The organism is Borreliella bissettiae DN127 (genome assembly GCF_000222305.1).
Taxonomy (GTDB): Bacteria; Spirochaetota; Spirochaetia; order Borreliales; family Borreliaceae; genus Borreliella; species Borreliella carolinensis.
The window spans coordinates 145,018-171,193 of the sequence record NC_015921.1 but is presented as its reverse complement, the minus strand read 5'-3'; the positions used below and the strand labels follow the sequence as shown (position 1 = coordinate 171,193).

Annotated in this window: 23 protein-coding genes; 12 read left to right on the top strand and 11 right to left on the bottom strand. The window is 28.4% G+C overall.

The window, feature by feature from the left end:
- Positions 1-48: 48 nt before the first annotated feature.
- A complete protein-coding gene (gene infA / locus BBIDN127_RS00810; protein ID WP_006433515.1) occupies positions 49-270 on the bottom strand; it encodes a translation initiation factor IF-1 in 222 nt (73 codons plus the stop codon).
- Positions 271-435: 165 nt separating this feature from the next.
- On the opposite strand from infA, the gene BBIDN127_RS00805 reads away from it, so the two are divergent.
- On the top strand, positions 436-813 hold the full coding sequence (locus tag BBIDN127_RS00805) for a TraR/DksA family transcriptional regulator (protein WP_014023422.1): 378 nt from the start codon (positions 436-438) through the stop codon (positions 811-813).
- Positions 814-822: 9 nt separating this feature from the next.
- Here BBIDN127_RS00805 and BBIDN127_RS00800 read toward each other — a convergent pair whose 3' ends face one another.
- Positions 823-1,992, bottom strand: a complete 1,170-nt coding sequence (locus tag BBIDN127_RS00800) for an OmpA family protein (RefSeq protein ID WP_014023421.1) — start codon at positions 1,990-1,992, stop codon at positions 823-825.
- A gap of 140 nt (positions 1,993-2,132) precedes the next feature.
- Between BBIDN127_RS00800 and malQ the strand changes: the two genes are divergently transcribed.
- The 4 genes from malQ to BBIDN127_RS00780 all read left to right on the top strand — a co-directional run bounded on the left by malQ (position 2,133) and on the right by BBIDN127_RS00780 (position 8,459).
- Positions 2,133-3,653, top strand: a complete 1,521-nt coding sequence (malQ, locus tag BBIDN127_RS00795; protein ID WP_014023420.1) for a 4-alpha-glucanotransferase — start codon at positions 2,133-2,135, stop codon at positions 3,651-3,653.
- Positions 3,654-3,772: 119 nt separating this feature from the next.
- Positions 3,773-5,617 carry a putative glycoside hydrolase gene (locus tag BBIDN127_RS00790; protein ID WP_014023419.1) on the top strand — a complete coding sequence of 615 codons (1,845 nt, stop codon included), beginning with the start codon at positions 3,773-3,775 and terminating at the stop codon, positions 5,615-5,617.
- A gap of 27 nt (positions 5,618-5,644) precedes the next feature.
- Positions 5,645-6,631, top strand: coding sequence for a calcium/sodium antiporter (locus BBIDN127_RS00785; protein ID WP_014023418.1), 987 nt, complete (start codon positions 5,645-5,647; stop codon positions 6,629-6,631).
- 79 nt (positions 6,632-6,710) lie between these two features.
- Positions 6,711-8,459, top strand: coding sequence for a hypothetical protein (locus BBIDN127_RS00780; RefSeq protein WP_014023417.1), 1,749 nt, complete (start codon positions 6,711-6,713; stop codon positions 8,457-8,459).
- A 26-nt stretch (positions 8,460-8,485) separates the two neighbouring features.
- Here BBIDN127_RS00780 and BBIDN127_RS07410 read toward each other — a convergent pair whose 3' ends face one another.
- Positions 8,486-8,653, bottom strand: coding sequence for a hypothetical protein (locus BBIDN127_RS07410; protein ID WP_002657037.1), 168 nt, complete (start codon positions 8,651-8,653; stop codon positions 8,486-8,488).
- Between the two features lie 76 nt (positions 8,654-8,729).
- On the opposite strand from BBIDN127_RS07410, the gene BBIDN127_RS00775 reads away from it, so the two are divergent.
- The gene (locus BBIDN127_RS00775; RefSeq protein WP_014023416.1) at positions 8,730-10,331 is read left to right on the top strand and encodes a hypothetical protein; all 1,602 of its coding nucleotides are present in this window, start codon (positions 8,730-8,732) and stop codon (positions 10,329-10,331) included.
- Here BBIDN127_RS00775 and alr read toward each other — a convergent pair.
- The 6 genes from alr to BBIDN127_RS00745 all read right to left on the bottom strand — a co-directional run bounded on the left by alr (position 10,323) and on the right by BBIDN127_RS00745 (position 15,150).
- Positions 10,323-11,441, bottom strand: a complete 1,119-nt coding sequence (alr, locus tag BBIDN127_RS00770; protein WP_094248954.1) for an alanine racemase — start codon at positions 11,439-11,441, stop codon at positions 10,323-10,325. The genes BBIDN127_RS00775 and alr overlap by 9 nt on opposite strands.
- Before the next feature lie 47 nt (positions 11,442-11,488).
- On the bottom strand, positions 11,489-12,163 hold the full coding sequence (locus BBIDN127_RS00765; RefSeq protein WP_014023414.1) for a S2/P23 family protein: 675 nt from the start codon (positions 12,161-12,163) through the stop codon (positions 11,489-11,491).
- A 23-nt stretch (positions 12,164-12,186) separates the two neighbouring features.
- A complete protein-coding gene (locus tag BBIDN127_RS00760; RefSeq protein ID WP_014023413.1) occupies positions 12,187-12,978 on the bottom strand; it encodes a S2/P23 family protein in 792 nt (263 codons plus the stop codon).
- Positions 12,979-13,136: 158 nt separating this feature from the next.
- Positions 13,137-13,553 (bottom strand): hypothetical protein, encoded by a 417-nt coding sequence (locus tag BBIDN127_RS00755; protein WP_044054927.1) that lies wholly within the window; start codon positions 13,551-13,553, stop codon positions 13,137-13,139.
- Positions 13,554-13,556: 3 nt separating this feature from the next.
- On the bottom strand, positions 13,557-13,985 hold the full coding sequence (locus BBIDN127_RS00750) for a hypothetical protein (protein ID WP_014023411.1): 429 nt from the start codon (positions 13,983-13,985) through the stop codon (positions 13,557-13,559).
- Positions 13,986-14,013: 28 nt separating this feature from the next.
- Positions 14,014-15,150: an LIC_12708 family protein gene (locus BBIDN127_RS00745; protein WP_014023410.1), complete on the bottom strand. Its 1,137-nt coding sequence runs from the start codon at positions 15,148-15,150 to the stop codon at positions 14,014-14,016.
- 61 nt (positions 15,151-15,211) lie between these two features.
- Here BBIDN127_RS00745 and secA point away from each other — a divergent pair, with 61 nt between their 5' ends.
- A complete protein-coding gene (gene secA, locus BBIDN127_RS00740; RefSeq protein WP_014023409.1) occupies positions 15,212-17,911 on the top strand; it encodes a preprotein translocase subunit SecA in 2,700 nt (899 codons plus the stop codon).
- A gap of 15 nt (positions 17,912-17,926) precedes the next feature.
- On the top strand, positions 17,927-18,538 hold the full coding sequence (locus BBIDN127_RS00735; RefSeq protein WP_014023408.1) for a superoxide dismutase: 612 nt from the start codon (positions 17,927-17,929) through the stop codon (positions 18,536-18,538).
- 62 nt (positions 18,539-18,600) lie between these two features.
- Here BBIDN127_RS00735 and nagB read toward each other — a convergent pair whose 3' ends face one another.
- Together nagB and nagA are read right to left on the bottom strand one after the other, a co-directional pair.
- Positions 18,601-19,407: a glucosamine-6-phosphate deaminase gene (gene nagB, locus BBIDN127_RS00730; RefSeq protein WP_014023407.1), complete on the bottom strand. Its 807-nt coding sequence runs from the start codon at positions 19,405-19,407 to the stop codon at positions 18,601-18,603.
- 26 nt (positions 19,408-19,433) lie between these two features.
- Positions 19,434-20,639 (bottom strand): N-acetylglucosamine-6-phosphate deacetylase, encoded by a 1,206-nt coding sequence (nagA, locus tag BBIDN127_RS00725; RefSeq protein ID WP_014023406.1) that lies wholly within the window; start codon positions 20,637-20,639, stop codon positions 19,434-19,436.
- Positions 20,640-20,815: 176 nt separating this feature from the next.
- On the opposite strand from nagA, the gene fliD reads away from it, so the two are divergent.
- From fliD to BBIDN127_RS00705, 4 genes are all read left to right on the top strand, one after another.
- The gene (gene fliD / locus BBIDN127_RS00720; RefSeq protein WP_044054926.1) at positions 20,816-22,813 is read left to right on the top strand and encodes a flagellar filament capping protein FliD; all 1,998 of its coding nucleotides are present in this window, start codon (positions 20,816-20,818) and stop codon (positions 22,811-22,813) included.
- Positions 22,814-22,939: 126 nt separating this feature from the next.
- Positions 22,940-23,950, top strand: coding sequence for a flagellin FlaB (flaB, locus tag BBIDN127_RS00715; RefSeq protein ID WP_014023403.1), 1,011 nt, complete (start codon positions 22,940-22,942; stop codon positions 23,948-23,950).
- 160 nt (positions 23,951-24,110) lie between these two features.
- Positions 24,111-25,229 (top strand): ATP-binding cassette domain-containing protein, encoded by a 1,119-nt coding sequence (locus tag BBIDN127_RS00710; RefSeq protein ID WP_014023402.1) that lies wholly within the window; start codon positions 24,111-24,113, stop codon positions 25,227-25,229.
- A gap of 6 nt (positions 25,230-25,235) precedes the next feature.
- Positions 25,236-26,135 carry an ABC transporter permease gene (locus BBIDN127_RS00705; RefSeq protein WP_014023401.1) on the top strand — a complete coding sequence of 300 codons (900 nt, stop codon included), beginning with the start codon at positions 25,236-25,238 and terminating at the stop codon, positions 26,133-26,135.
- The last annotated feature ends 41 nt before the right edge of the window (positions 26,136-26,176 follow it).

The window sequence follows — 26,176 nt, the reverse complement described above, 5'->3', positions numbered from 1 at the left end:
AAATAAATAATATTTAAAACACTTGAAATTTTTTAAAAGGGTTTAATTTTATTTTTCCCTGTATACTATCCTACCTTTTGTAAGATCATAAGGAGATAGTTCAACTTTTACTTTATCACCAGGAACTATTTTTATGAAATGTTTTCGCATTTTGCCAGATAGATGGGCAAGTACAATGTGCTTGTTTTTAAGCTCTACTCTAAACATGGTATTTGGAAGGGATTCTTTTACAACTCCTTCAGTTTCAATGGCTTCTTCTTTAATATTCAAAGCAACCTCCATAATTTTCTCTAATAGGATAAATTTTACATGATTAAACATATCATTTCAATTATTCTTTTTAAGAATAAAAGCATTATTTTTTGTTTACATTATAAGAAATTGTGTATATAATTACACGAAGTTTTTTAAAAATGTAATTTATAGGGAGGTATCATGCAAAAAGCTATTTCTGAGCATGAGTTTATTGAAGAGATAAAAAAATTTCTCTCGGCTGAAAAAAGAGAGATATTAGATTCTATTAAGTCTGTAGAAAATAGCAAAAAAGAAATAATTAATAATGACATGTATCCAAAGGATGTTGTCGACATTGCTTTTGATAATATGGATGGAAATAATCTTGAAGCGTTGGGTTTTGTTGAAAAGAGGAAGTTAAATTTAATAAATCAAGCTCTTTATAGAATTTCTCAAAATTCTTATGGTAAGTGTTTGGCTTGTGAAAAAGAGATTGCTAGGGAGAGGCTTTTAGCTATTCCTTATGCTTTTTTATGTATTAGTTGTCAGACAAAAAAGGAAAAAAAGAGCAAAAGATGATATACTTTGCTAGTTATTTAATATTGTAATTTCTACTCGCCTATTTTTAGCCTTTAATGGGGAAGATTTAGGATATTTTGGTTTTTTAGATCCCCATCCTTTAAATAGTATTTGATCTTTATCTTTTACTTTCATTTTTATTAAATAATTTCCAATTGCACGAGCTCTTTTTTCAGAGAGCTCGCGCATCTCTTCTTCTAGTCCAAATTGTTCGGTATGTCCTTCTATTAGTATGTTATTTTTTTTAAATTTTTCAAGAAGTTTAGCTATAAGGTCAATTTTTTCATATTCTTTTTGTAGTATTTGAAATGAGTTGGGATAAAATTCAATGTCGAAGCTCAAATTAATTCCTTTATTGTTTTTTTCAATGTCAATAGTTTTTATTTTTTTTTCTCGGATGTAATTTTCAACTTCAGTTTCAATAAGATTATCATTTGGAAGTTCAATTGAAACTACTTTGCCAAGAGAGTTTCCAATCATTTTAAAATGTTGGTTGTTATTTTGATTTATTTCAAATATGTATTTATCGCTGTATTTATATGTATTTCCAATTTCATTATCAAAATAAATTTTTTGGTCTACTTTTTGATAGAAAGAGATGTTTTTTACATTATATTGTGATTCATAATTCGAAAGAATTATGTGGTAATGTTTGCCATTGTATTCTTCTTTGCCCTTATATTCGTAGTTAACATTAAATTTTACAATGAAATCTTTTATGCCTTTGTCTATTTTTGACGCTTCTATATATTCTTCTGCAGGATATGTCCATTTTTCATTTATTTTGATTGGTGTTTTTGGAAATCTTGGAATGCCTCTAACAGAGGGTCTTTTTTGATTTGCTCCTATTATATATTCTCCTTGCTTATTTATGCTGAAAGTTTCTTCAAATTCTTCATTTAATAGGTAAGGTTCATTAATATTTTCTCTTTTTAAGATTCTAAAAAAAGCTTTAATGTTTGCAAATTTTTCTTTTGTGTCTTTTATTTCACTTGAAATCTGAATATTGGTTGTAGAGCTTGAATTATAGTGGCCGTTGAAATATATTTTTTGATTGTCTGTGCCCTCTAATCTAAACTTTGAGCCTTTAATGTATTTAAATTCAAAGATTTCAGAAGAAAAAGCTAAGCTTTGAACTAAAAATAATAGCAACAATGACGTAGTCGCTTTGTTATTCATTAATAGATTTTATCATAAAAGTATTTAATTTCTAAATTTTTCTTAAAATTGCTATTTGATATGTTGTTCTGAGCTGATATTTATTATAATTTATAACACAGTGGGAATTTGTTTAAATTGTTAATTAATAGAGGTTTTATATGAATTATAAAAAAATAAGGATTAATTTAAACTTAAAAAGAAAAAGTGGTATTTTGCTTAACATAAGCTCTTTACCATCTAAATATGGCATTGGAGATTTAGGCAAAGGAGCTTATAAATTTATAGATTTTTTGTTTACATCTTCTCAAAGTTATTGGCAAATGTTTGCTTATTCTCCTATTGATTTTACAAGATCCCCCCCTTATTCAATTTTTTCGGCTTTTGCTGGCAATGTTTATTATATTGATTTAGAAGCCCTTGACAAATTTATAGATTCAGATTTGAGCCTTTTAAAGGAAAATGAGACTAGGTATTCAGATTTAAAAAAATTAAGTTTTAAAGATAAATTTCTAAAAGAAGCCGCTTTAAATTTTATTAATAGAGCTTCGGTTGATGAGGTTAGAAGCTTTGAGAAATTTAAAAAAAAGTCTTCTTATTGGCTTTTAGATTTTGCAAGTTTTGTTGCATTTAAAGAATATTTTTTTAAAGAATCAAAAAATGCTTTTAATGTTCTTTTTGATAGAGGAATTCTTAAAAGAAATGAAAAAGATTTATTTAAATTAAGAAATATTCTTTCAAAAGAGATTAAAGTGCAAGAGGTGTTGCAGTATTTCTTTTTTTCACAGTTTCAAGCTTTAAAGCGTTATGCAAATGATAAGGGGATTGAGCTAGTTATGAACGTACCTTTTTTTATAGCGTATGATTCTGCTGATGTTTGGGCACACCAAAAATATTTTAAGCTAAGATTTGATGCAAGCAAAGATAAGGTTGCAGGAATTTCCCCAGATTATTTTTTAGAACAAGAGCAAGTTTGGGATAGTGCAGCTTATAGCTGGAATGTTTTAAAGAAATTTAAGTATGAATGGTGGGCAAAAAGGATTGGGGGTTTAAGAAAATATGTAGATATAATTAAAATTGATCATTTTAGAGGTTTTGTTTCTACTTGGGAAGTTAGTGCGGGTGAGACTTATGCTTTTAATGGGCTGTGGGTGAAGTCACCAGGGAGAGATTTTTTCAATTTTATTTTAAATGAAATTAAAGATTTAAAAATTTGGGTTGAAGATTTTGAAAATGATCTTGAAGATGTTTCGAGGCTAAGAGATTTTTTTAATTTTCCAGGAATCAAAATAATGAAGCTTGCCTTTGATTTTGATTCAGGCAATCAGAATCTTCCTCATAATTATATTAAAAATTGTATAGTTTACACAGGAATTAGTGATAATGACACAATACGAGAATTTGTTGACTCTTTAGATGATTTGCATAAAAAGTACATTTTTGATTATTTAAATACAAATGAAAATTTTGTTGTTTGGGACATGATAAGAAGTGCTATGGGCAGTGTTTCTGATAACGTAATAGTGCCAATGCAAGATTATATTAGTTTAGGAGATAAATTTAGGGGGAATGTCCCAAAAAGTACTTTAGATAATTGTATTTTTAGATTATTAGAAAGTGATTTAGATACTGCCTTGAGTCAAAATATAAGTTTTATTACAAGGCTTTATGGCAGGGCTTAAGATTTTTAGGAGCAAAGTTGTTATAAAATTTAAGTATTTTTGAATTTAATTGAGATTCAATTGGTCAAATAAAATTCACTATTATTTAATATTTTTTGATTTGCAAGTATCATGTATTAATGTATATGAAAATTTTTATCTATTGGATAGTTATTTTCTTCTTTTTTGTTTTTAAAGTTTTTAGTATATATCCATTAACTGATGAAGAATTTTTTAAAAAATATAGTTTATTTTTTATTCATAAAGGATTTTTAAGTAAAAATGTTAATGGGAAAATAACCAAAGTTAAAGTGAGTGGTATAAATTCTAGGTGGGTTTACCCTTTCCAAAAGCTTGTTCCTAGTCGAATTACCTCTATTTATGAAGATGTTTATTCTTCAAATTCATTTTTGACTACAAGCGACAATCTTTATGTTTCTTATGATTATTCAAAAAATTTTAGAAAATTGGTGGGAATAGATAAATTTAATAGCGATGCGTATATTACATCAAGTGCCTTTTCTCAAGGAGAGTATAAGCGTATTGCTATTGGAACCGCGATTCATGGCATTTATCTTAGTGTTAATGGAGCTGTTAGTTTTAAAAATTTAAATCGTTTAATTCCACAGATTTATTTAGGTGCGGGGTATTACGATATTATTAGTGCTATTGAATTTTCAAAAGAAGAGATAAATAATTTATATGTTTCTTCTGGAGTTTATGGAGATATTTTTTTAATTAGTCAGAAAAGTGGATTTATTAAAAAAATTTCTTTTCCTTTTAAAAAGCAAATAATACGTATTTTAGACTTATCTAGCAAGAATGTAGAAAAAATTTTAGTGAGAACATATGACAATCATTTTTATTCTTATATTAATGGGCAATGGGTATTTATTGGAAAATTATCTTTGCAAGATCAAGATTTTTTTGAAAAATCACAAAGAATGCGGCTTGCTAAAAATAAAGGGTCTATTTATTTGACAGCATATACATTGCGTAATAAGAGGGCAGTTGATGAAAGATTTAAATTTATTAAAGATTCGGGTATGAATGCCGTTGTAATTGATTTTAAAGATGATAATGGTAATTTGACTTATTCTAGCAAGCTTTCTTTGCCCAATAAGTTGAAATCTGTTAAAAACTTTATTGATGTTTCTTATATTCTTAAAAAAGCCAAAGAGCTTGGAATTTATGTTATTGCTAGATGTGTTGTATTTAAAGATGCAAAATTGTATTATTACGATAATTTTAAACATGCTCTTTGGAATAAAAGAACCAACAAACCCTGGGCTCATTTTATTAAAAAAGTTGATTCTAGTGGGTTTGTTAAATATGTGCAAGTAGAGCATTGGGTAGATATTTTTTCTCCGGCTACTTGGGAGTACAATATTTCTATTGCAAAAGAAATTCAATCTTTTGGAGTTGACGAGATACAGTTTGATTATATTAGGTTTCCATCAGATGGGCCTGTGTCTCTTGCAATCTCAAGAATAAATAAGCGCGAAATGCAACCCGTTGATGCTCTTGAATCTTTTTTGATTATGGCAAGAGAACAGCTTTATGTACCTATTTCAGTTGATATTTATGGGTACAATGGCTGGTTTCCTACTAATAGTATTGGGCAAAATATTGCAATGTTATCAGATTATGTTGACGTTATATCTCCTATGTTTTATCCTTCGCATTATACTGATGATTTTTTGCCAAGCTCTTTTTATTATACAAAAAGAGCTTATAGGATTTATAAAGAGGGGAGTGATAGAGCGCTTGCTTTTTCTTTAGGTGGGGTTGTCATTAGGCCTTATGTTCAAGCTTTTTTATTAGGAAAAGAAAGATTGGTGGATGACGAGATTTATTTGAAGTATTTAAAGTTTCAGCTTAAAGGAGTCAAAGAGTCGTTTGGTAGTGGCTTTAGTCTTTGGAATGCATCTAATGTTTATTATATGATTAAAGGCAGCTTAAAAGAATATTTAGATTCTTTTTAATTGTTGTTTCTTACAAAGGAGATTCGTTTGGAACATGTAATTCAATTTTTTTACGTAGGATTTGGGATTTTTTTATTGTATCTTGGTGGTGATTTACTTTTGAAAAGTTCAGTTAGCATTGCTACTTATTTAAAAGTTCCAACACTTTTAATAGGAGTTACAATAGTATCTTTTTCAACAAGCGCCCCAGAGCTTTTTACAAGTTTGGTGGCAGCTTTTAAGGGAAAAAACGAAATTGTTGTTTCTAATGTTATTGGTAGCAATATTATTAATATGTTGCTTGCTCTGCCTTTAGCGGGATTCTTTTTAAATATTAAGGCAGATTTTAAAAGACTTAAGCTTTCTTTTATGTTTCTGTTTTTATTAATGTTTCTTCTTTTGTTGCTTTCATTTGATTTTAGATCTTACTCTTTTTTTGTAACACCTTATAATCGCTTTAGCTCACTTATTATCTTAATTTTGTTTTTATCCTATCTGTTGCTTTTTTATAAAGAAGAAAAAGCACATGCCAACTTGGAAAATTCTTTTCAAGAAGGTGTAAGCAATTTAAATCGGGGTTTAAACTTTATATTTTTTAGTTTGCTAAGTTTTATTATTAGTATGTATTTTCTTTATTTGGGATCGAAATTATTGGTTGATGGAGCCCTTTACATTGCCAACAATGTTTTTAATGTTAGTGAAAAGTTGATTGGAATTATGGTTGTAGCTTTTGGAACAAGTGTTCCCGAGCTTGTTGTATCTCTTTTTGCAATAATTAGAAAAGAAGCAGACATTGCATTTGGTAACATTATTGGTAGTAATATTTTTAATATTGGGTTTATTTTGGCTAGTAGTAGTTTTTTCAGACCCATTTTGTTGCAAGATATTTATCTTTTAGATTTTAGTATAATGGTATTTATAACTTTAGTTTTATTTTTAGTGGTTAAATTTAAAGGGGTTTTTAGCAGGAGCATTTCTTTAATTTTTTTGCTTTTATATCTTTTATATAATTTAATGTTATTTAACTTTTATTGATTATTTGTCTTAATTTTGATTTGTTAATATATTTTTAATGTAATATGCTTTATTATTTAAATGTGATATAAGGAACAATATGAAAAAATTGCCAGAAATTTTTTATATGAGTAGTAAAGAAGTGGATATTTTGATTTCTCAATTAGGAATATCTTCTGATACCCAAAAATTAATTTTGAAAACTATTCTTTCTTATAAAAAGGAAGCTATAGATTATTCTTCTTTTATAGAAGAGCATTCTGTAAGAATAAGAGGTTTAAAAGGAGAGCTTGATTTTTTATTTCGCAAACTTTATGAAGTTAAAAGAGGAATAGTTACTAATAAAATAGCAATCGACGGAGAATTTTTGCCAGACAGCATAATTTTGACCGATGAGGCCAGCTATGATTTTTATTATTATTCTATTGATGATTTATTTTTAAAAACTTATATAGGAATAGAGCTTTTTAGTTCTTTGCTTACTGTTAAGAATGTAGAATCTAGCTTGCTGGTTTTTCAAGATGAATTTATAACTATTTCAGATTCAAATATTAACTATAAATTTTTTGAAACAAAATCACAATTGAAGGAAATATTAGTTTGGAAATCATTGATAATTCCATCGAGCAGGGCTTTATATTTTATTGAGTTTGTTAAAAAAATATTTTTTAATATTGCTTCTAATAATGTTGTAAAAGATGTTTTCGTTAGAATAAAAGGATTAAAGCTTATTGATTATGAGAAAACTTTAGAAGAGGGCAAGAATATTATTGGTGCTATTTCCAAGATTCTCTCTGGCATAATTGAAATCAAGGATGAAGTTCTTGGCAAGAAAGGAATTATTTTCTCAAAAAATTATTTTGTTTTTTTGGAGTTTCTTAATCTTTTTATTAAAAATGAAAAAGACTTAGAAGAGCTTAAGACTATAGAAGCTATTAAAATTGATGAATCTTTAAAAGCAATTGAAAAGACTTTGGAGTTTAAAAAAGGCCCAATTGATACAGAAGAGTTTTCCAGTATTTTAAAAGTTTATTCTGAAGGGCTAAATGATCCTGAAAATTTCTTGTTAGTTGCTAATATGTACTTTTTTGAATCTAAAATTCATGATATTTTACCAAAAATATTTCAAGTAAAAGAAAATTTTTATTTGTACAAACCTTTTGCATATGAGTTTTTTCTAGAAGAATATGAAAAGGTTTTACAATTTCTTAATAGTGAATTGAAGGCTAATATATTTAAAATTCTTAGTTTTGGGGATGATCCTTCGTCTATTTTTACAGAAGAAGGCTTAGAAGAAGTTCTCAATAGATTAGTATCTAAATATATTATGAATGAGTATTGCTTAAAAAATAAAGTCAAGTTTCTTGACCTTATTGTTTCTCATTTTAGAAGAGTTTGCAAAACACAAAGTGTTCAGGTTCATCTTAAAGATTTGATTAAAGTTGAAGCAGCTAAATATTTTAAGAATAGTAATGAATTTTTGCCATTATATAAAATATATAAACTTGATTTGTATTCGATTTTGAATGCTGCTTATAAAGATTTAAGTTTCTTTAAAAGAATTGTTTTGCTTTTGACAGGCAAGCATCAAAGCTATAAAGAGGCTTTGTCCAGATTGGATTTTAGAGCTGGTTTGAATAAAAGCGGGAGTGGTCTTTTTGATCCAAACGAAAGAGTTAAAAGACAGTTGGAAAAAATTAGAAAACAAAGAGAAGAAATAAAAGAGCAGGTTAGAAATTCTTACCCCAAAAAGGGCACAGCACCTAAGCAAACAGCAAATAAGAGCTATACAAAGCAAGAGCAAGATGAAGCTTGGGTCAAATTTAGTGATAGGATACAAAAAAAATAGCGTTTATGAGTAAGTGGATTTATTTGTTAAAATAAATCCCTTGGTTTTCTTGCTGTATTTTTTGAAGTTTGACATTCTGCATAATGCTTTATTTTTCCATTTTCAAATTTTGATTTCATTATGATTTTTCCTCCCCATCGACTTATTAGTTCTTTTGAACCCACTCTTTGAGCGTTTTTAGAAATTTTAGCCATTTTAAAGCTCCTTTTGATAGATTTATTGTATAATAAAATCTATCAAAATAGGGTTGATTTATCAAGGAATTTATTCATGTTATTTATAATATTTTTTATTAGTGCTTCTCTTTTTTCAAAAGAAGTTTATTATAGGTTTGCAGATTATTCTGCTAATTACAGTATAGTGGGCAAATATGAGATTACAAAAGAAGAATCTGAGGAAGAGTACGGATATAAATTTACTTATGATCGCAATAATAATCTTATTTTGGTTGATTATATTGGCAAACTTAGCATTTTAATGCCTTCTTTTTTTAATGCAAGCCAAATTAAAATAGAAAGGTCTAAGCACAGTGAAAGACGCATATTTCTAAATAGGGGACTTGCTTTCAAAAATAATAATAGTGTTTATATTGAACACATAGAATATATGAGTGATGGCAGGATTAAAAATATTTTTAATTATAATAGATCTAATGAAATGGTTAGGGATAAATATGATGTTTCTTATTACCATTTTTTATACGATAATGAGAGAGAGTTTAGTGTTTACAGATTTAATGAATCAGGAATTCAAATCAAAGATTTAAATGGTGTATATTTTACAAAGATTAGCTATGATCATGCTAAATTTGTTAAAACGGTTTTGTATTACGATGAAAATGGTTATATTGTAAGATCAAAAAATGGTACTTGTGGGTTTAGATTAACTTATGATGCTAATCATAATCTTATTAAAGAGGAATATCTTGATAAATCAGTTCATGTTGTTCCAAATCCATTTTCTGTGGCTACTAAAATATATCATTATGATGTTGATGGAAAGGTTATTGAGATTTTAAATTATGATATTAATAACAATTTGACTCCTGATGAAAATAATGTAGCAATTTATCGTTATGAATATTATTTTAAAGATAAAGATTGCTATTACAAAGAATATAATTATGACAATAATAATAATTTAACAGTCAGTCAAAATGGATATGCCATGAAGAAGACTATTTTTTATATCCAAAATAATGAGAAAAGGGTAATAAACTACAGTAATAAGATCAATAAAAACTATAATAGAGATATTCCGACTGTTTATGAGGAAAAGTATGAAATAATGGATAATTTTAAAGGCATTGCTATTTATAGTTATAAATATGATGATAATTTTTATCTAATAGAAAATATTTTTTTTGATAAAAATTTTAATTTAATAGCTGATTTTAAAGGCGTGATGATTTACAGATACTCTTACGACAAAGAAGGATTTTTGATTGCTCAAGAACATTTTGGTGGTGATTTTGTTAATCCAATAGATGATTTTGAAGGAGTTTCAAAGTATAAATTTAGTTACGATTCTAATGGCAATATGATTTCAAAGAAAAATTATTCTAAGGATGGGGTTTTGGTTGCTGATTGTAATTTTGTTTTTGAGTATTTATATGAATATGATAAACAAAATAGGCTTATTTCTCAAAAAAATTTTGGCAGTTTGGGACAATTGCAAGACGATATTCATGGAGTTAGTGTTTATAAATATGAATACAATAAATTTGGCAAAATATCAAAGCAGTCAAATCATGGTCCGGATTTGAGATTAAGAGATGATGTTGGAGGATTTTCAATTTATAAATGGATTTATGATTCTAGAGGTAATTTAATAGATTTTCAAAAATTTGATTCTTTGGGCAATTTAATTTAAGTATTTTTTTTTCTCATATTTGCCTATATTGCATAGTAATTCATAATTACTTCTTTTGGAAAATTTGCTCATTTCATCTATGCTTAATTTTTCTGATACAATTTCTACTTTTGAACCCGTTTTAACTTTTAGGTCTTTAGGAATTTCTACTATTGTTAGATTCATGCAAACTTTTCCTCGTATTTTACATTTTTTATTGTTTATTAAAAAATAAAAATCGTTACTTATATTTTGAGGTATTCCATCAAAATATCCGATTGGAATAATTCCTATTTTTATATCTTCTTTGGCTTGAAATGTGCCTGAATATGAAATTTTTTCACCCTTTTTTACATTTTTGATAAATATTACTTTTGAAAATAAACTTAATACAGGCTTAAAATTTAAAGCAAGTTTTTTGTTTTTTGATGATGGACAATAGCCGTAAAGAATAAGGCCTGGTCTTATCATATTAAATTGTGAACTTAGTTTGTAATCGATAATGTGTCCCGAATTAGAAATATGGACAAATTTGGGATTAATATTTTTTTGTTTTAGTTTTTCTAAAAAAAATAAGAATTGTTCTATTTGTTTTTGTGTGGTTTTAAAGTCTTCTGTTGATGGGAGATGTGAGCAGACCCCTTCTAGTTCTAGAAATTTTGAATTTTGAATATACGTGGCTATTTCAAGGGCGCTATCTATTTTTATTCCATATCTGTTCATTCCAATATCAATTTTTAAGTGAACTTTTAATTTATTTTTTTGCAATGCACATTCTTTTTCTATTAAAAATAGATATTCAAAATCAGCAACAAATGGTACTAACTCAAGTTTAATTAAATTTTTAATTTCTTTTTTATCCACTTTAATGTAAATTAATATTTTTATATTTTTATCAATTTTTTTAAGTGTTTTAGCATCTTCAATATTAGAAAGTCCAAAATAATTTATTTTTTTTGATTTTAAAAATTTAAAGATGTTTATAAGTCCGTGACCATAAGCGTCACCTTTTAAAGTGGCCACTATTTCTTTATTGCCAATTTTATTTTTAATTAAATTTAAGTTATGTTCCAAATTATTCAAATTTATTATTATTGTTTTGTTGCTACTCATTGTTTTATTATTATATATTTATCTCTCTTAGAGAAGTAGAGATCTTTTTTTTATTAATTTATAGTTTATTCTATAATGGGTATTGGGAATTTTGTTATTTGGTTACTTTTAAAATGTAATCTCAATTTTTTTTGAAAATCATTATATATTTTAGGGTTAATTCTAATTTCATATTTTTTAGTTTCTTTATTTATATTATTTTCTACTGTTATCGCTGCTAAAATATAATACCAGTTGTTATCTTTGTAATATTCTGCAATTGTTTTTGAAAGAGATTCAGTTCTTAATGTGCCAAATGAATAAGCGTCTTTTGCAAGTTCTTTTTTTGATTGCTGTTTTCCACTAGTAAGACTACTTAGTCTATTAATAAAATTGCCTTTATCTGGACTTAAAAATTCTAATTTTGTGATTTTGTATTTCTTGGAAGCCTCGTTTGATAGGTCAAATGAAATAATAGCAGAAGATCCGATTTTTGAAAATACATTTATAAATGAATAACTAATTCCAACAAGTTCTTGTATAAGGTCTCCATTTAAATCTACTAATTCCATGTAGGGCTGGCTAATTGCGACATCAACAGATGCAAGTAAAAAACTTTGTTTTAGTTTTTTAATTTCTGTTTTTATATTTTCTTTTACAATATAATTTTCATTTTCGAAGATATTAATTTCGTTTTCAGAAAAAATATTTTTAGCTAGAGAAAGAATTATCACCGTTAAAATAAATTTTTTAATGCTCATAAGATATTTCCTTTTGTTTGTATTTATATGTCTTCAAATAAATCCCCAGCTATGTCTTTTAATATAGAATTTTCTTTTAGTACTTCTTTTAAAAATTCAATAATTAATTTTGAATTAAGGGAAATTTTATAAATTTTAGTTTCTTGAGTAAGTTTATTTTTGACAGTTAAATCTGCAAGCATATAATTCCATTGACCATTTTTATATGTTAATTTAAAAGCATTTTTAATCTCGTCACTCATCAATATTCCAAATGGGTATGCAGTAATATATCCTTCTTCTTGTGAATTTTCAACAGCTAAAAGGGAATTTTTAAGCTCTAGGTTGGAACCAGCTGTTACAAGTTTAATATCTTCGATTTCATATTCTTTATCTCCATTTTTAGTTGTTTCAAAAAGTATTAATAACGATGCGTAATTACTATATTCATCATCCATTTTTATAGGGGATATTATATAAGAATATCCAAATTTGTTTTTAAATTCTGGTATTTCTTTTCCATATTCATCCAAGATTGTCATTGCCTTTGTTTTTATCCAAGTTACGTCATGACTACCATTTATGATTGGTAATTTTTTATTTAAAATTTTACCCGATATTAAATGTAATTTTTCATCGCTTATTGGCTTTCCAGTGCCGCTTTCTTGCTCTACATATACGGATTGTGAATTTTTTAAATGTAATTTTTTATCACGTATTGGTTTGCCAGTACTGCTTTCTTGATATACAGATTGTGGTTTTTTAAAAAAAGCGCAACTAATCATTAACATGGGAAGTATTATTAGTTCCAAATGCTTATATGTTCTAAATATCATTATATCTTCTTCCTTTATACCATTTACGGCCTTTATTGGGCCGGTAATTAAAATTTAAATTAAATCATAGTAATAATATTGAATGATCATGTCAAAGTCAAGTTGCTTTTTAGTAGTTTTGTTGAAAATTGTATCTTTATTTTTAATCTTGCAACATCTTACAACAAGGGTATTTCTGCTGCTAAAAAATGAATTATTCCTATAATGATTGATATAATGCCAATTAACTGCTGATTGCCTTCAAGTATTGATTTGAATTTTCCATATTTTTTATTATTTTGAACCTCTGTTGGTAATTTTTGTTTTAAAAACAAGATAAATCCAATTAAAAATAAACTTATAGCTGGAATCAAATTTCCAATTATTGGCAATTTGTAGGGCCTGATTATTTCAAGGGCACTGGTTATTAAAAATAATAATCCAAAAATGCTTTTTACCTTTTTGTTATCGTTTATTAAATTTACAAAATCTTCAAAAATTTTGAAAAAGCTCATTCTTTCTATTAATATTGGAAATGCAAGTATTATTCCCCCTAAGATGTTAAGCAAAACAGACATGAAGTATATTTGTATCATATTTTATCCCCTAGGTTTTATTCTTTTACTATAAAAGACATTATTATTGCCATTACTCTTTAGTATTATACTTAATAAATTTTCATTTTGATAGATTATATTAGCATATGTTGTAAAGTTTTTACTGCTTATGTAAAACATATTGCTTTCAGTTAATTTGCTGTCTAGATAAATATCTAGCTTGGCTTTTCCTAAGCTTGAAGTTTTTTTTGTTTTTATATTTATTTTTAGTGATAATCTGTCTTTGTCTTGTTTATAGCTTATTATCATTTTGATATTATTTTTAGTGTTTTCGTGATTTTGAATTCTAGGAATTAGAAAAATTTTGAAAAATAAAAGAATTATAACAAAGATTATTCCAATAATGATATGTTTTTTCAATTTTTTTTGGTATTTAATTTCCAGTTGTTGATTGCAATTAATCTTTTTCATTGTATTGACAGATTCAGCCCTCTTATAATTATAATTTTAATAACGCATTTAAATTCCACCAGTAAACACTAACTCCAGTTTTTCCGCCATAAAGTATGCTAAGTATTCCATCTTTAGATAAACTCTCAGAGAGAAATATTAAATTTGAAGGCTCAATTAAAGCTATTTGTTCTTTAATTGAGCCTTTGTCGTCTAATTTCCATATTAAATTGTTAGATAAATTTTTCATGTTAGTAGATGCTATTATTTTGTCTTTTTGTATTTTTATAATGTTGATAAAGCTTTCTTGTTTATCATCTAGTAAGTTTTTAGGAAGAACGATTTTGCTTATAACTTCTAATTCTTTGGTTTTTTTTAAACTCATTTTATAGATATATTGATCTTTAATTTTAATTCCAAGATCGTTTATATTTTCGTTGTCACCAATGTTTTCATAGTAGGTAGTTTTTACGTAAAGAGTTTTTTTGTTAACTTCAAAAAAAACCTTGTCTATTGAAATATTGTATTTTGTCTTTTGATTGTCTATTGTTTCTAGCAGGTTTTTGTTGACGTAAATTTTATAAAGTGGAGAAAATTCTTTATTGTAAGAATATATTATATAGCCTTTGTTATATATTGATATTATTGCAATATTGCCATGCTCATCAACATTAACATCGTAAATTTGTGGGAATGGCATTCCGTTTAAACCTTCTTGCCCCAAAATTTCTACAGACGAGTTTTTGTTTAGTATTAGTATTCTCATGAAGTAGGCAATATTTTCTTTTTGATTGAATTTTGATTTTTTATTATTTAATTTGTCTGCAACAATAATAAAATCGTTTAGCGGGTATATTGCTTGAATTCCTTCAAAATTTATTTTTTTTATTTTTAAATCGGTGTTTGTTTTAAATATTCCATTTTGATATGTCTGTATTAGTTTTCCGTATGAGTTGAAAATCATTAATTTATTTGTTTTTATTTCTGCAATGTAAACTAGCCCATTATATGTTTTTATATCAAATTTTGAATTTGTAAATTTGTTATTCAGAGGCATTATTGCACCAGGAAGTGTTCCAAATGGTATTTTGAATTGTTCTTCTCCCAGTTCGTTTAAAGTTTTAGTATTACATGATATAATTGCAAAAAACAGGCTTAATGTAAGAGCTTTATAGTGTTTTTTCATATTTTTATATTATTATTTAAAATGACTTTAAGTCAATTATTTAGGAGAATTAATACCTACCATGTTAAAAGCAGTACTTGAGACAACTATTGGCTCAAAAAGTAAAAGAGATTTAAAAGATTATCTTCCAACTTTAAGAAATATTAATAAGCTTGAGCGTTGGGCATTATTGTTGGCAGATGAAGATTTTTCAAAGGAGACAGAAAAGCTTAAAGATGAATTAAAATCGGGTAATTCTTTAGATAATATTTTGGAGCGAGCTTTTACTCTGTCTAGAGAAGCTGCTAGAAGGCGCCTTAAAGAAAGGCCTTATGATGTGCAAATCATTGCTGGGCTTGCTCTTCACAAAGGCAAAATAATAGAGATGAAAACGGGAGAAGGAAAAACTCTCTCCTCAGTTCAAGCAGCGTATTTAAATAGTTTGACAGGAGATGGGGTTATTATTGTTACTGTTAATGACTATCTTGCAGAGCGTGATTCCAATTGGATGAAGCCGGTTTTTGATCTTTTGGGTGTTAGCGTGGGGGTTGTTCTATCTAATATGGATTATGAGCTAAGAAAGGCTCAGTATGCCAGAGACATTACTTATGTTACAAATAATGAACTTGGATTTGATTATCTAAGAGATAATATGCGTTATGATCTTAATGAAAAATCTTTAAGAAAGTTTAATTATTGTATTATTGATGAGATTGATTCTATTTTGATCGATGAGGCAAGAACCCCTTTGATTATTTCAGGGCCAACAGAGGGCAACACCAAGGCTTATCTTGAAGTTAATTCTCTTGTATCTTTTTTAAAAGAGTGCTCCAAGGATTCTAAAACCGGTGATTATCCTTTAGAAATAGATGACCTTGATGGTGATTATACTGTTGATGAAAAGGCCAAAAGAATTTCTTTTACTGCTAAAGGACTTAATAATCTTGAACAACTTTTAGTTTCTAAGGGTATTATTAGCGGGTCTATGTATACTGATTCAAATTTTAATTATGTTCATTATATGACTCAAGCTTTAAAAGCTCATTTGCTTTTTTTAAAAAACAGAGAGTATATTGTTGGTGATTCTGGTGTTGAGATTGTAGATGAATTTACCGGGAGAGTTTTAACAGGGCGAAGATATTCTGATGGACTTCATCAAGCTATTGAGGCTAAGGAAGGAGTTAGAGTTGCTAATGAAAATAAAACTATGGCAACTATTACTTTTCAAAATCTATTTAGAATGTTTAATAAAATTTCTGGTATGACAGGTACAGCCGATACAGAAGCTAAGGAATTTCATAAGATATATAATCTTGATGTAGTTGTAGTTCCAACAAATAGATTGTTAGCACGAATAGATGAGAATGATACTATTTATTATACGGAAGAATTTAAATTTAATGCGATTACAGATGAGGTTTATAAAACTTACAAAAAGGGTCAACCGGTTTTAGTAGGAACTGTTTCTATTGAAAAATCTGAGATTTTATCAGCCATGTTTAAAAGCAGGGGGATTAAGCATGAAGTTCTTAATGCAAAAAATCATTCTCGAGAGGCATTTATTATTGCTGAGGCTGGAGCAAAACATGCGGTTACAATAGCAACAAATATGGCTGGTCGTGGTACGGACATTAAACTTGGGGGCAATATTGAACACAGAGTTAGGAAAAAAATTGGAACTAATGTAAGCCTTGAAGAATTTCAAGAGGCTGTTAAAAATGAGAGAGAAAATTACCTAAAAGATTATAATGAGGTTAAAAGTCTTGGTGGGCTTTATGTTATTGGCAGTGAACGTCACGAGTCAAGGCGAATAGACAATCAGCTTCGTGGGCGTAGTGGAAGACAAGGTGATCCTGGGCGATCAAGATTTTATGTGTCGCTTGAGGATGATTTAATGCGTCTTTTTGCTGGGGACAACCTAAGATCATTAATGGGCAAGCTTGGAATGGCAACAGGAGAGCCTATTACGCATTCTCTTTTAACTAAATCTTTGATTAATGCTCAAAAACGAGTAGAAGACAGAAATTTTGAAATTAGAAAGCATTTGTTAGAGTATGACGATGTTATTACAAAGCAAAGAGATTTTATTTATGCTCAGAGAAACTCTATTCTTGAAGATATAGCTATTAAGGATCGTATTCTTGTTGCTTTGGAAGAATATCTTAGTTTTTTAATTGAAGGGACAAAAAGTAGTACAGTATCAAATATTTTTTTAAATGAAGTAAATTCAATTTTTGCTTATATGCTTGAAAGTCTTGGTTCTATTGAAAATATCAATTCTCTTGATTTAAAGGCTAAGTTAATGCAAATAGCAAGGGAAAATTTAGATGAAAAGGAAAATTTGATTGGTAGGGATCTTTTTAATGGATTTTTAAGATATGAATATTTGAAAAATATTGATTTTAAATTTCAAGAACATCTTGCAAATTTAGACTCTTTAAGAGAAGCTGTTTATTTAAGATCTTATGCTAATAAAAATCCAATTACAGAATACAAAGAAGAAGGATTTTCAATATTTAGCGAGCTTATTAAAGACATTAAAGTTTCTACCATAAGGCGTGTTCTTCAGTTAAAATTGGATAGCAATTCTTCCGATTTTAAGTTAACAAAGAAGTCTAGGAATGTTAAATCAATTCATAAAGAACTTTCTGGAATTGTTATTAATGAGAATAAAAGTGTTTCTAATGTTCAGGTGGTTAGAAGTTCTCCTAAAATAGGTAGAAATGAGTCTTGTTATTGTGGAAGTGGAAAGAAATATAAAAATTGTCACGGCAAAAGTTAAAACAGGAGGTTTTTTATGTTTAATCTGCCAGAACTTGGTTATGATTATGATGCTGTTGAGCCTTATATTGATGCCAAAACTATGGAAATTCACCATAGCAAGCACCATAATGGTTTTGTAATGAATTTGAATTCTATTTTGGAAAAAATGGATAAAATTCATTTAACAGATGTGTCAAATATATTAAAAAATATTCATGATTTCCCAGAAGAATTTCAAACTTTAATAAGAAATAATGCTGGGGGTTATTCTAACCATACTTTATATTTTAGAACTTTAAGGCCGGGAAACAAGGATAATCTTTTTGAAAAATTTAAAGACGATATTAATGCAGCTTTTGGAAGCCTAGATGTTCTTAAGGCTAATTTGAAAGATACCGCGATGAAAATTTTTGGAAGTGGTTGGGCATGGTTAGTATTGTGCCCTGATAGAGGGCTTAAAGTGATTTCAATGCCTAATCAGGATAGTCCTTTAATGAAGTCTTATAAACCAATTTTAGGTATTGATGTTTGGGAGCATGCTTATTATCTTAAATATCAAAATAGAAGAATTGAATATGTTGATGCATTTTTAAAGGCTTTAAATTGGGAAGAAGTTTCAAAAATTTACAATGAAGTTGATAATTAGCCCCTATTTTATAAAGATTTTCAATCTTATATTTAGTATTTTACTTTAAAAATTTAATTAGTTTATTTTAAGTCATTATTAAAGTTTTCTCTTTCTATATCATTAAAGTATTCTACTGTTCCGACTTTTAATTCGTAAGTTGCGTTTTTGTCAGATACTATAATTGCGTTTTTATGTAGTTGAAGCGCGCTAATTGTCCACATATGATTAATGCTTTTTTCAATGGCATGTTTTAGTGCTCTTGCTTTGCTGTGGCCGTTTACTATTATTAAAATTTCTTGTGAATCCATGATTGTTCCAACTCCAACAGTTAGCGCACTTTTAGGAACTTTGCTCAGATTGCCCTCAAAAAATCTTGAATTAGCAATGATTGTATCTTGGGTTAAGGTTTTAATTCTTGTTCTTGATGTTAGGGAGGAGCCGGGTTCGTTAAAAGCAATGTGACCATCAGGTCCAATTCCACCTACAAAAAGCATGATTCCCCCGAAAGATTTGATTTTTTTTTCATATTCTTCACATTCTTTTTCAAGATTTAAAGCATTTCCATTTAGTATATTTATGTTTTCTTTTTTAATATCAATGTGAGAAAAAAAATTTTTCCACATAAATGAATGGTAACTTTGAGGATGATTTTTTTCAATTCCTATATATTCATCCATGTTAAAAGTTATGACATTTTGAAATGAAATTTTTTTATCTTTATTTAATTCAATTAAATTCTTATACATGCCAATTGGAGAACTTCCCGTTGGAAGTCCAAGGATAAATGGTTTTTCTTTTGTTGGAGAAAATTCTTTAATTTTTTGTGCTACGTGATTGGCTGCCCATCTTGATATGTCTTCGTATGTAGGTCTGACTATTAATCTCATTTTGATCCCCTTAAAATGGTTTAAAGTTATAGATTGTTAAAAATTATTTTAGATTCTACCATTGTTAACTTTAGATTAAAATCCTTATCTAAGACATTGATGCTTGCATCATATCCGTGACATATTAATCCCTTTTTATCAATATTTAGGATTCTTGTTGGATTGTAGGAGCTTGCTTGAACAGCATCGCTTAAGCTGTATCCGAATTCTACTAAATTTTTAAGACCTTGTATCATTGTGAGTGTTGATCCGGCTATTGTGTTGCTTTTTACGCTATGGAATAATCCATCTTCTGCAATATAAACTTCATCTCCGTTTGCAATTAGTTTTCCACAAGTTTGACAATTTGGAGTAAGTCCGTCAGTTACAAGGACTATTTTACTTATATCTTTAAGCTTTCTAAGCATTAAAACTAATTTTGGATGAATATGGTAGCCATCTGCAATAATTTCGCAAGAAACATCGCCATGTATTAATACTGCTCCTATTGCATTTGGATTTCTGTGGTCAAGTTTTGACATTGCGTTGAAAAAATGGGTTGTGTGAAGTATTCCAACTTGAAATCCCTCTATCATATTTTCATATGTTGCGTTTGTATGTCCTGCTTGAAGGTTTATATTGTTTTCAAGGCAAAATATTGCAAGTTCTCTCATGCCTTTAAGCTCAGGAGCAACAGTCATTGTGCTTATGTGTGTTTTTCTTTTGCCGTTTGATCCCGTAAATACCCCGCCAGCTGCATCTATTAGTTTTTGCATAACTTTAATACTAGGTTCATGAAGATGAGAAACAGGGTGCGCTCCTTTTTTTTCAGGAGAAAAAAAAGGCCCTTCAAGGTGAAGTCCCAAAATTTTAGCTCCTTTTTCTTTACCTATTGCTGCTGTGCAAGCTTTTATTGCTTCAATCATTTCATCTATTGGTCTTGGATAAATAGTTGGCAAAAATCCTACTACACCGTATTGAGCTAAATGTTCTGACATTTTAAGTATTGATTCTGTTGAACATTGATCTGTCCCATAACCGTGAAATCCATGAATATGATTGTCATAAAGACCAGGAGTTATGTAATTGCCTTTTGCGTCAATCATCTGGTACTCTTCCAGATCCATTTTTTTAAGTCTATCAGATGTTACAATATCAAAAATTTTATTGTCTTTAATCAGAACTGCCGAATTATCCAGTTTATCATTTCCAGTTAAAACGGATTTTGAGTTAAATAAGCAAAAATTTGGCATTTTTATGCTCCTTTTAATTTATTTTACTATAAACATTAATTTTTTTTAAAGTTTTTACTTTTTATACTTTTTTATTTTAAATTGTTTGGATGCTTAAAAGTTTATGTTTTTTTATTACATATTGTATTTTATTTTCAATTTTATTAATGATATAATTTACCCCGGAGGGCGTTATTTTGGCATCAGGATTTTTTGTTCCTGGACTTGAGAGTAAATATAATACTAAAGAAATTCGTGAATCCATGCTTAAGTCCGATAAAGCTAAAATTGATACTTCTTTCAAAAAACTTGAATCTTTAGAACAAGAAAAAAGTGCTTGGCAGTTAATTAATAGAAAAATCTCTACTTTAAATTCTCTTGCAAAAGAAATTACATCGCTTAACAGTCCTTTTAATCTAATGTCGGGAAATTCTAGCAATAGCGAGGTTTTAACCTTGTCTACTAGATATGGATCTAAGAATGAGACTCACAAATTAATTGTTGATCAAATAGCATCAGCTGATGTGTTTTTGTCTGCAAATTTTGATCCTAAAAAAGTTACAATTCCAGAAGGAGATTATATATTTTTAGTTGGCAAGAAGGAAATTAATGTAAAAAGCAATGGTAACATTGATTTACTTGTAAGGGATATCAATAACAAGGGAAAGGGTTTTTTATCTGCAAAAATAGTAAAAAGCGATAAAAATGGAAACAGTCGTTTTGTTTTGCAATCCTTAAAGGAAGGCAAAGAAAACAAGCTTGTTATCAAAGGAGAGGGATTGTCTTTTGCTAAGCAAATTGGAATTTTGAGTGAACTTAAAACTAATTTTAATCCCAGTCTTTCAGATATTGCTGTAAATCAATCTAGCAGTAATAATAGACTTGCTTTTGAGAACAATAGTCTTGTTTTAAATCCGCTTTCAGAAGTATCAATTGAAATTCCTGAAGACATTGAAATTACATCTAGGAGTAAAATTAAATTTGAAGTTAAATATTTTGATACAGACCTAGAAGAGCCTGATAGTAAGATTATTTTTAATCCCGGAGGGGCTACATTTAAGGATGCAAAAGTTGACAGTGAAGATAGTGTAGTTGATCTTGGATCTGATTTAAAAACTCCTTTGGAAAAAAAATATATTCAAATGAATATGGTTAAAATAAGTAGCAAGGGAGGTTCTTTAGAGCTTCCTTTAATAAATATTTCAAATGATTTTGAAGAAGTTGAAGTTGATGTTGGAGCTCTTTCCAATCTGGAAGAAATAAATATTGAAAATAAAGCAAATAATAAAGTAATTGTTATTAGTAATATTGAAATTTTTGACCCCAAAAATAGAGATGGTTATTTGCCAATAAATGCTAAAAGTTTTGCTGAGAATGCAAAAATTAAATTTGATGGAGTAGATGTTGAGAGAGATTCAAATTTTATTAATGATTTGGTTCCAAATGTGACATTAAGTTTAAAAAAAGCCTCAAGCGATGTGGTTGAAGCTAAAGTTGAACCCGATTATGAAGGGATTAAGAGGGTTCTTTTGGATTTTATTGGTGCTTATAATGAGGTTCTTGCTGAGATTAATATTGTAAGCTCCAATGAAGATCAACCCAGCAATCAAAAGTCTAATATAGTTGAAGAGCTGACATATCTTAGTGATTCTCAAAAAGAAGAGGCTTATAAAAATTTAGGTATTCTAAGGTCTGAATTTTTATTGAAAAATCTTAAGTCCAGACTAGAGTCAATAATTTTTAAACCTTATGTTACTAGTGATCCTAATTTTTCAATAATTAATCAAATGGGAGTGTTTACTAATTCTATTTCTTCTTCTGGTGGACTTTCTAGATATTTAAGGCTTGATGAGAAAAAGTTTGATGAATCAATTCGTAATAATATTGATAATGTTAGAGAACTTTTTTTATTTGACCTTAATGGGGACAGAGTATATGATAATGGAATTGCTAAAATGCTAGGAGATTGTCTGTCGCCTCTTGTGGCTTCCGGAGGAGTTATTTATAATAAAATAAAAAATTACGACTTGAAAATTTTTAATCAAAAAAATAAAGTTGAAGATTATAAAAAGAAATACGAAGATAGAGAGAGAAAAGTGGAGGGTGATCTTAATACCTTAGATTTTACTGTTAAGCGTATGAAAGATCAGGAAAATACATTAAGAGCTTTTGATTTTAATCAAAGAAATAAATAATAACAATTATTTATAATGCTATTGCTGTCTGTGTTTCTTTTTTTTAAATTTTTGTGCTATTCTTTTTAACAGGCAAAAGGATTTGCCAAAAATAAATAATTAAATTTAATCATGGAGGAATGATATATGATTATAAATCATAATACATCAGCTATTAATGCTTCAAGAAATAATGGTATTAATGCTGCTAATCTTAGCAAAACTCAAGAAAAGCTTTCTAGTGGGTACAGAATTAATCGAGCTTCTGATGATGCTGCTGGTATGGGAGTTTCTGGTAAGATTAATGCTCAAATAAGAGGCTTGTCACAAGCTTCTAGAAACACTTCTAAAGCTATTAATTTTATTCAGACAACAGAAGGAAATTTGAATGAAGTAGAAAAAGTTTTAGTAAGAATGAAAGAATTGGCAGTTCAATCAGGTAACGGCACATATTCAGATGCAGACAGAGGTTCTATACAAATTGAAATAGAGCAACTTACAGACGAAATTAATAGAATTGCTGATCAAGCTCAATATAACCAAATGCACATGTTGTCAAACAAATCTGCTTCTCAAAATGTAAAAACAGCTGAAGAGCTTGGAATGCAGCCTGCAAAAATTAACACACCAGCATCACTTTCAGGGTCTCAGGCTTCTTGGACCTTAAGAGTTCATGTTGGAGCAAACCAAGATGAAGCTATTGCTGTAAATATTTATGCAGCTAATGTCGCAAATCTTTTCTCTGGTGAGGGAGCTCAAACTGCTCAGGCTGCACCTGTTCAAGAAGGTGTTCAGCAAGAAGGAGCTCAACAGCCAGCACCTGCTACAGCGCCTTCTCAGGGTGGAGTTAATTCTCCTGTTAATGTTACAACCACAGTTGATGCTAATACATCACTTGCTAAAATAGAAAATGCTATTAGAATGGTAAGTGATCAAAGAGCAAATTTGGGTGCTTTCCAAAATAGACTTGAATCTATAAAGAATAGTACTGAGTATGCAATTGAAAATCTAAAAGCATCTTATGCTCAAATAAAAGATGCTACAATGACAGATGAGGTTGTGGCAGCTACAACTAATAGCATTTTAACACAATCTGCAATGGCAATGATTGCTCAGGCTAATCAAGTTCCTCAATATGTTTTGTCATTGCTTAGATAAAATTCTAATTTAATTGGTATAATTGGTACAAATTTTTAACAAAAGATCCTTTAAAGGGGTCTTTTGTTTTTTATTTTGGGTCGGCAAAAATTTAATAATTTTAGTATAATTTATAATGATGTGTTATGAAGTATAATGCAGGCTTATTGAGGAGTTTGCTTTGAGTAGGGTTGCTGTTAAAATCAAAGATTGTTATAAAGTATTTTCGTATTATGTTGACAAAAAGCAGATAAGTCAAGCTATAAAAGATTATGAAGATGGCAAAGATAGAATGCAAATCTACAAAGAATCTTCTATTTTTATTGCAAATGCCAATATTAATCTTGATGTTTATGAAAATGAAATTTTAGTTATTATGGGTATGTCTGGTTGTGGCAAGTCTACTTTAGTCAGGTGTTTAAACGGTATCTATAAAATAGATTCAGGATCTATTTTGGTAAATAATATGGAAATGAATGCTATAAATCGCAAAGATCTTTCTAATTTAAGAAAAGATAAATTTGCAATGGTTTTTCAAAACTTTGGACTTTTCCCTCATATGAATGTATTGAGAAACGTTACTTATGGACTTGAAGTTAAACATGTTCCCAGGAAGATCAGAGAAGAGCGTGCTATTGAGGTATTAAATCTTGTGGGGCTTGAGGATTCAAAATACAAGTATATTAATGAACTTTCTGGGGGGATGAAGCAAAGAGTCGGAATAGCAAGAGCATTAGTGGTTAATCCAGATATTCTTTTAATGGATGAGGCTTTTTCGGCACTTGACCCTTTAATTAAAGGAGAAATGCAAGAAGAACTTTTAAGGCTGGTAGCTAAACTTAAAAAAACAGTTGTGTTTATTACTCACGATTTAATTGAAGCTTTTAAATTGGGACATAGAATTGCTTTTATGAGAGATGGAAAAATCATTCAAGTTGGCAAACCTTTAGAAATTTTAGCTAATCCTAGTACAGATTTTATATCTGATTTTATTAAAAATTTACCTGTTTTAAATATTTTAAAAATAAAAGATATTTTAAAAGATGATTTTGATTTAAACTCTGGTAGTGATAATGGTTTAAATGTTATTATCAAATGTCAAGGTGAAAATTTCAGTTTATATGACAAAGTTCTCAATAAAAGGTATGATAACCTTATATCTTTAAATTTAGATTTAAATGATGAGATAAAAAAAATTGTTGAATATTTGAATAAGCAAGATTATTTAATAATAAAAGAAAAAGGAACTATTGTTGGTTATGTTAGTTTAAATGAAATCTCTGATTTATTATCAAGATAGGAATTTATGAATAAAGATTTTTTTATATTAAAAATAGATAATTTTTTTGATTTTTTGGTTGATAATTTTTCAATTTCTGATGGGGTAGGTTTTTCTAAAAGTATAATTTTTTTATATGAAAATTTGAAAAATTTATTTCTTTTTGTTAATCCACTTATTTTTATTTTGACTGTATGTTTGCTAAGTTTTGTTTTCTTAAAAAAGAGATTAATATTTTTAATTTTACCCGGATTCTTTTTTATTTTGTATTTTAATCTTTGGGAAGCTTCAATGGATACAATAGCTATTATATTTGTCTCTGTATTAGTTTCTGTTATTTTGGGAATTCCTATAGGTATTTTGGGGGGATATTTCCCAAAGTTTTATGTTTTTTTAAAACCCATTCTAGATTTAATGCAAGCAATGCCCCCTTTTATTTACTTGATTCCCGCTATTCCTTTTTTTGGAATGGGTACAGCCTCTGCTATTTTTGCTACAATAGTTTTTGCTATGCCTCCTGTTATTAGATATACAAGGCTGGGAATTGTTCAAGTTTCAGATGAAGTAATAGAGGCAGCTAAGTCCTTTGGTAGTAGTAATTTACGCATTCTTTTTCAAGTTCAGCTTCCTCTTTCTCTTCAGAGTATAATTGAGGGTATTAATCAGTCAATAATGATGGCGATATCTATGATAGTAATTGCTGCAATGGTTGGATCTTCTGGTTTGGGCAGGACTGTAATTTACTCTATAGAAAGATTAAATTTTGGTGAGGGTTTAATATCTGGATTAGCAGTTGTTATTATAGCTATTATTTTAGATAGGATTATGCAGTCTATTTTTATTAAATTTAGCTATTTGAATACAGATCATTATAGTGGAAAGAGAGAGAATAAATTTAAAAGATTTTTAGAAATATATAATAAATAAATGGAGATTATTTTATGTCTAAATTGTTTATTGGGTTTTGG

Bases quoted from the DNA above. Each gene is read 5' to 3' on its own strand.
- BBIDN127_RS00805 (WP_014023422.1), top strand. From the start codon at position 436: ATGCAAAAAGCTATTTCTGAGCATGAGTTTATTGAAGAGATAAAAAAA.
- BBIDN127_RS00800 (WP_014023421.1), bottom strand. From the start codon at position 1,992: ATGAATAACAAAGCGACTACGTCATTGTTGCTATTATTTTTAGTTCAA.
- malQ (WP_014023420.1), top strand. From the start codon at position 2,133: ATGAATTATAAAAAAATAAGGATTAATTTAAACTTAAAAAGAAAAAGT.
- BBIDN127_RS00790 (WP_014023419.1), top strand. From the start codon at position 3,773: ATGTATATGAAAATTTTTATCTATTGGATAGTTATTTTCTTCTTTTTT.
- BBIDN127_RS00780 (WP_014023417.1), top strand. From the start codon at position 6,711: ATGAAAAAATTGCCAGAAATTTTTTATATGAGTAGTAAAGAAGTGGAT.
- BBIDN127_RS07410 (WP_002657037.1), bottom strand. From the start codon at position 8,653: ATGGCTAAAATTTCTAAAAACGCTCAAAGAGTGGGTTCAAAAGAACTA.
- BBIDN127_RS00775 (WP_014023416.1), top strand. From the start codon at position 8,730: ATGTTATTTATAATATTTTTTATTAGTGCTTCTCTTTTTTCAAAAGAA.
- BBIDN127_RS00765 (WP_014023414.1), bottom strand. From the start codon at position 12,163: ATGAGCATTAAAAAATTTATTTTAACGGTGATAATTCTTTCTCTAGCT.
- BBIDN127_RS00760 (WP_014023413.1), bottom strand. From the start codon at position 12,978: ATGATATTTAGAACATATAAGCATTTGGAACTAATAATACTTCCCATG.
- BBIDN127_RS00755 (WP_044054927.1), bottom strand. From the start codon at position 13,553: ATGATACAAATATACTTCATGTCTGTTTTGCTTAACATCTTAGGGGGA.
- BBIDN127_RS00750 (WP_014023411.1), bottom strand. From the start codon at position 13,985: ATGAAAAAGATTAATTGCAATCAACAACTGGAAATTAAATACCAAAAA.
- BBIDN127_RS00745 (WP_014023410.1), bottom strand. From the start codon at position 15,150: ATGAAAAAACACTATAAAGCTCTTACATTAAGCCTGTTTTTTGCAATT.
- secA (WP_014023409.1), top strand. From the start codon at position 15,212: ATGTTAAAAGCAGTACTTGAGACAACTATTGGCTCAAAAAGTAAAAGA.
- BBIDN127_RS00735 (WP_014023408.1), top strand. From the start codon at position 17,927: ATGTTTAATCTGCCAGAACTTGGTTATGATTATGATGCTGTTGAGCCT.
- nagB (WP_014023407.1), bottom strand. From the start codon at position 19,407: ATGAGATTAATAGTCAGACCTACATACGAAGACATATCAAGATGGGCA.
- nagA (WP_014023406.1), bottom strand. From the start codon at position 20,639: ATGCCAAATTTTTGCTTATTTAACTCAAAATCCGTTTTAACTGGAAAT.
- flaB (WP_014023403.1), top strand. From the start codon at position 22,940: ATGATTATAAATCATAATACATCAGCTATTAATGCTTCAAGAAATAAT.
- BBIDN127_RS00705 (WP_014023401.1), top strand. From the start codon at position 25,236: ATGAATAAAGATTTTTTTATATTAAAAATAGATAATTTTTTTGATTTT.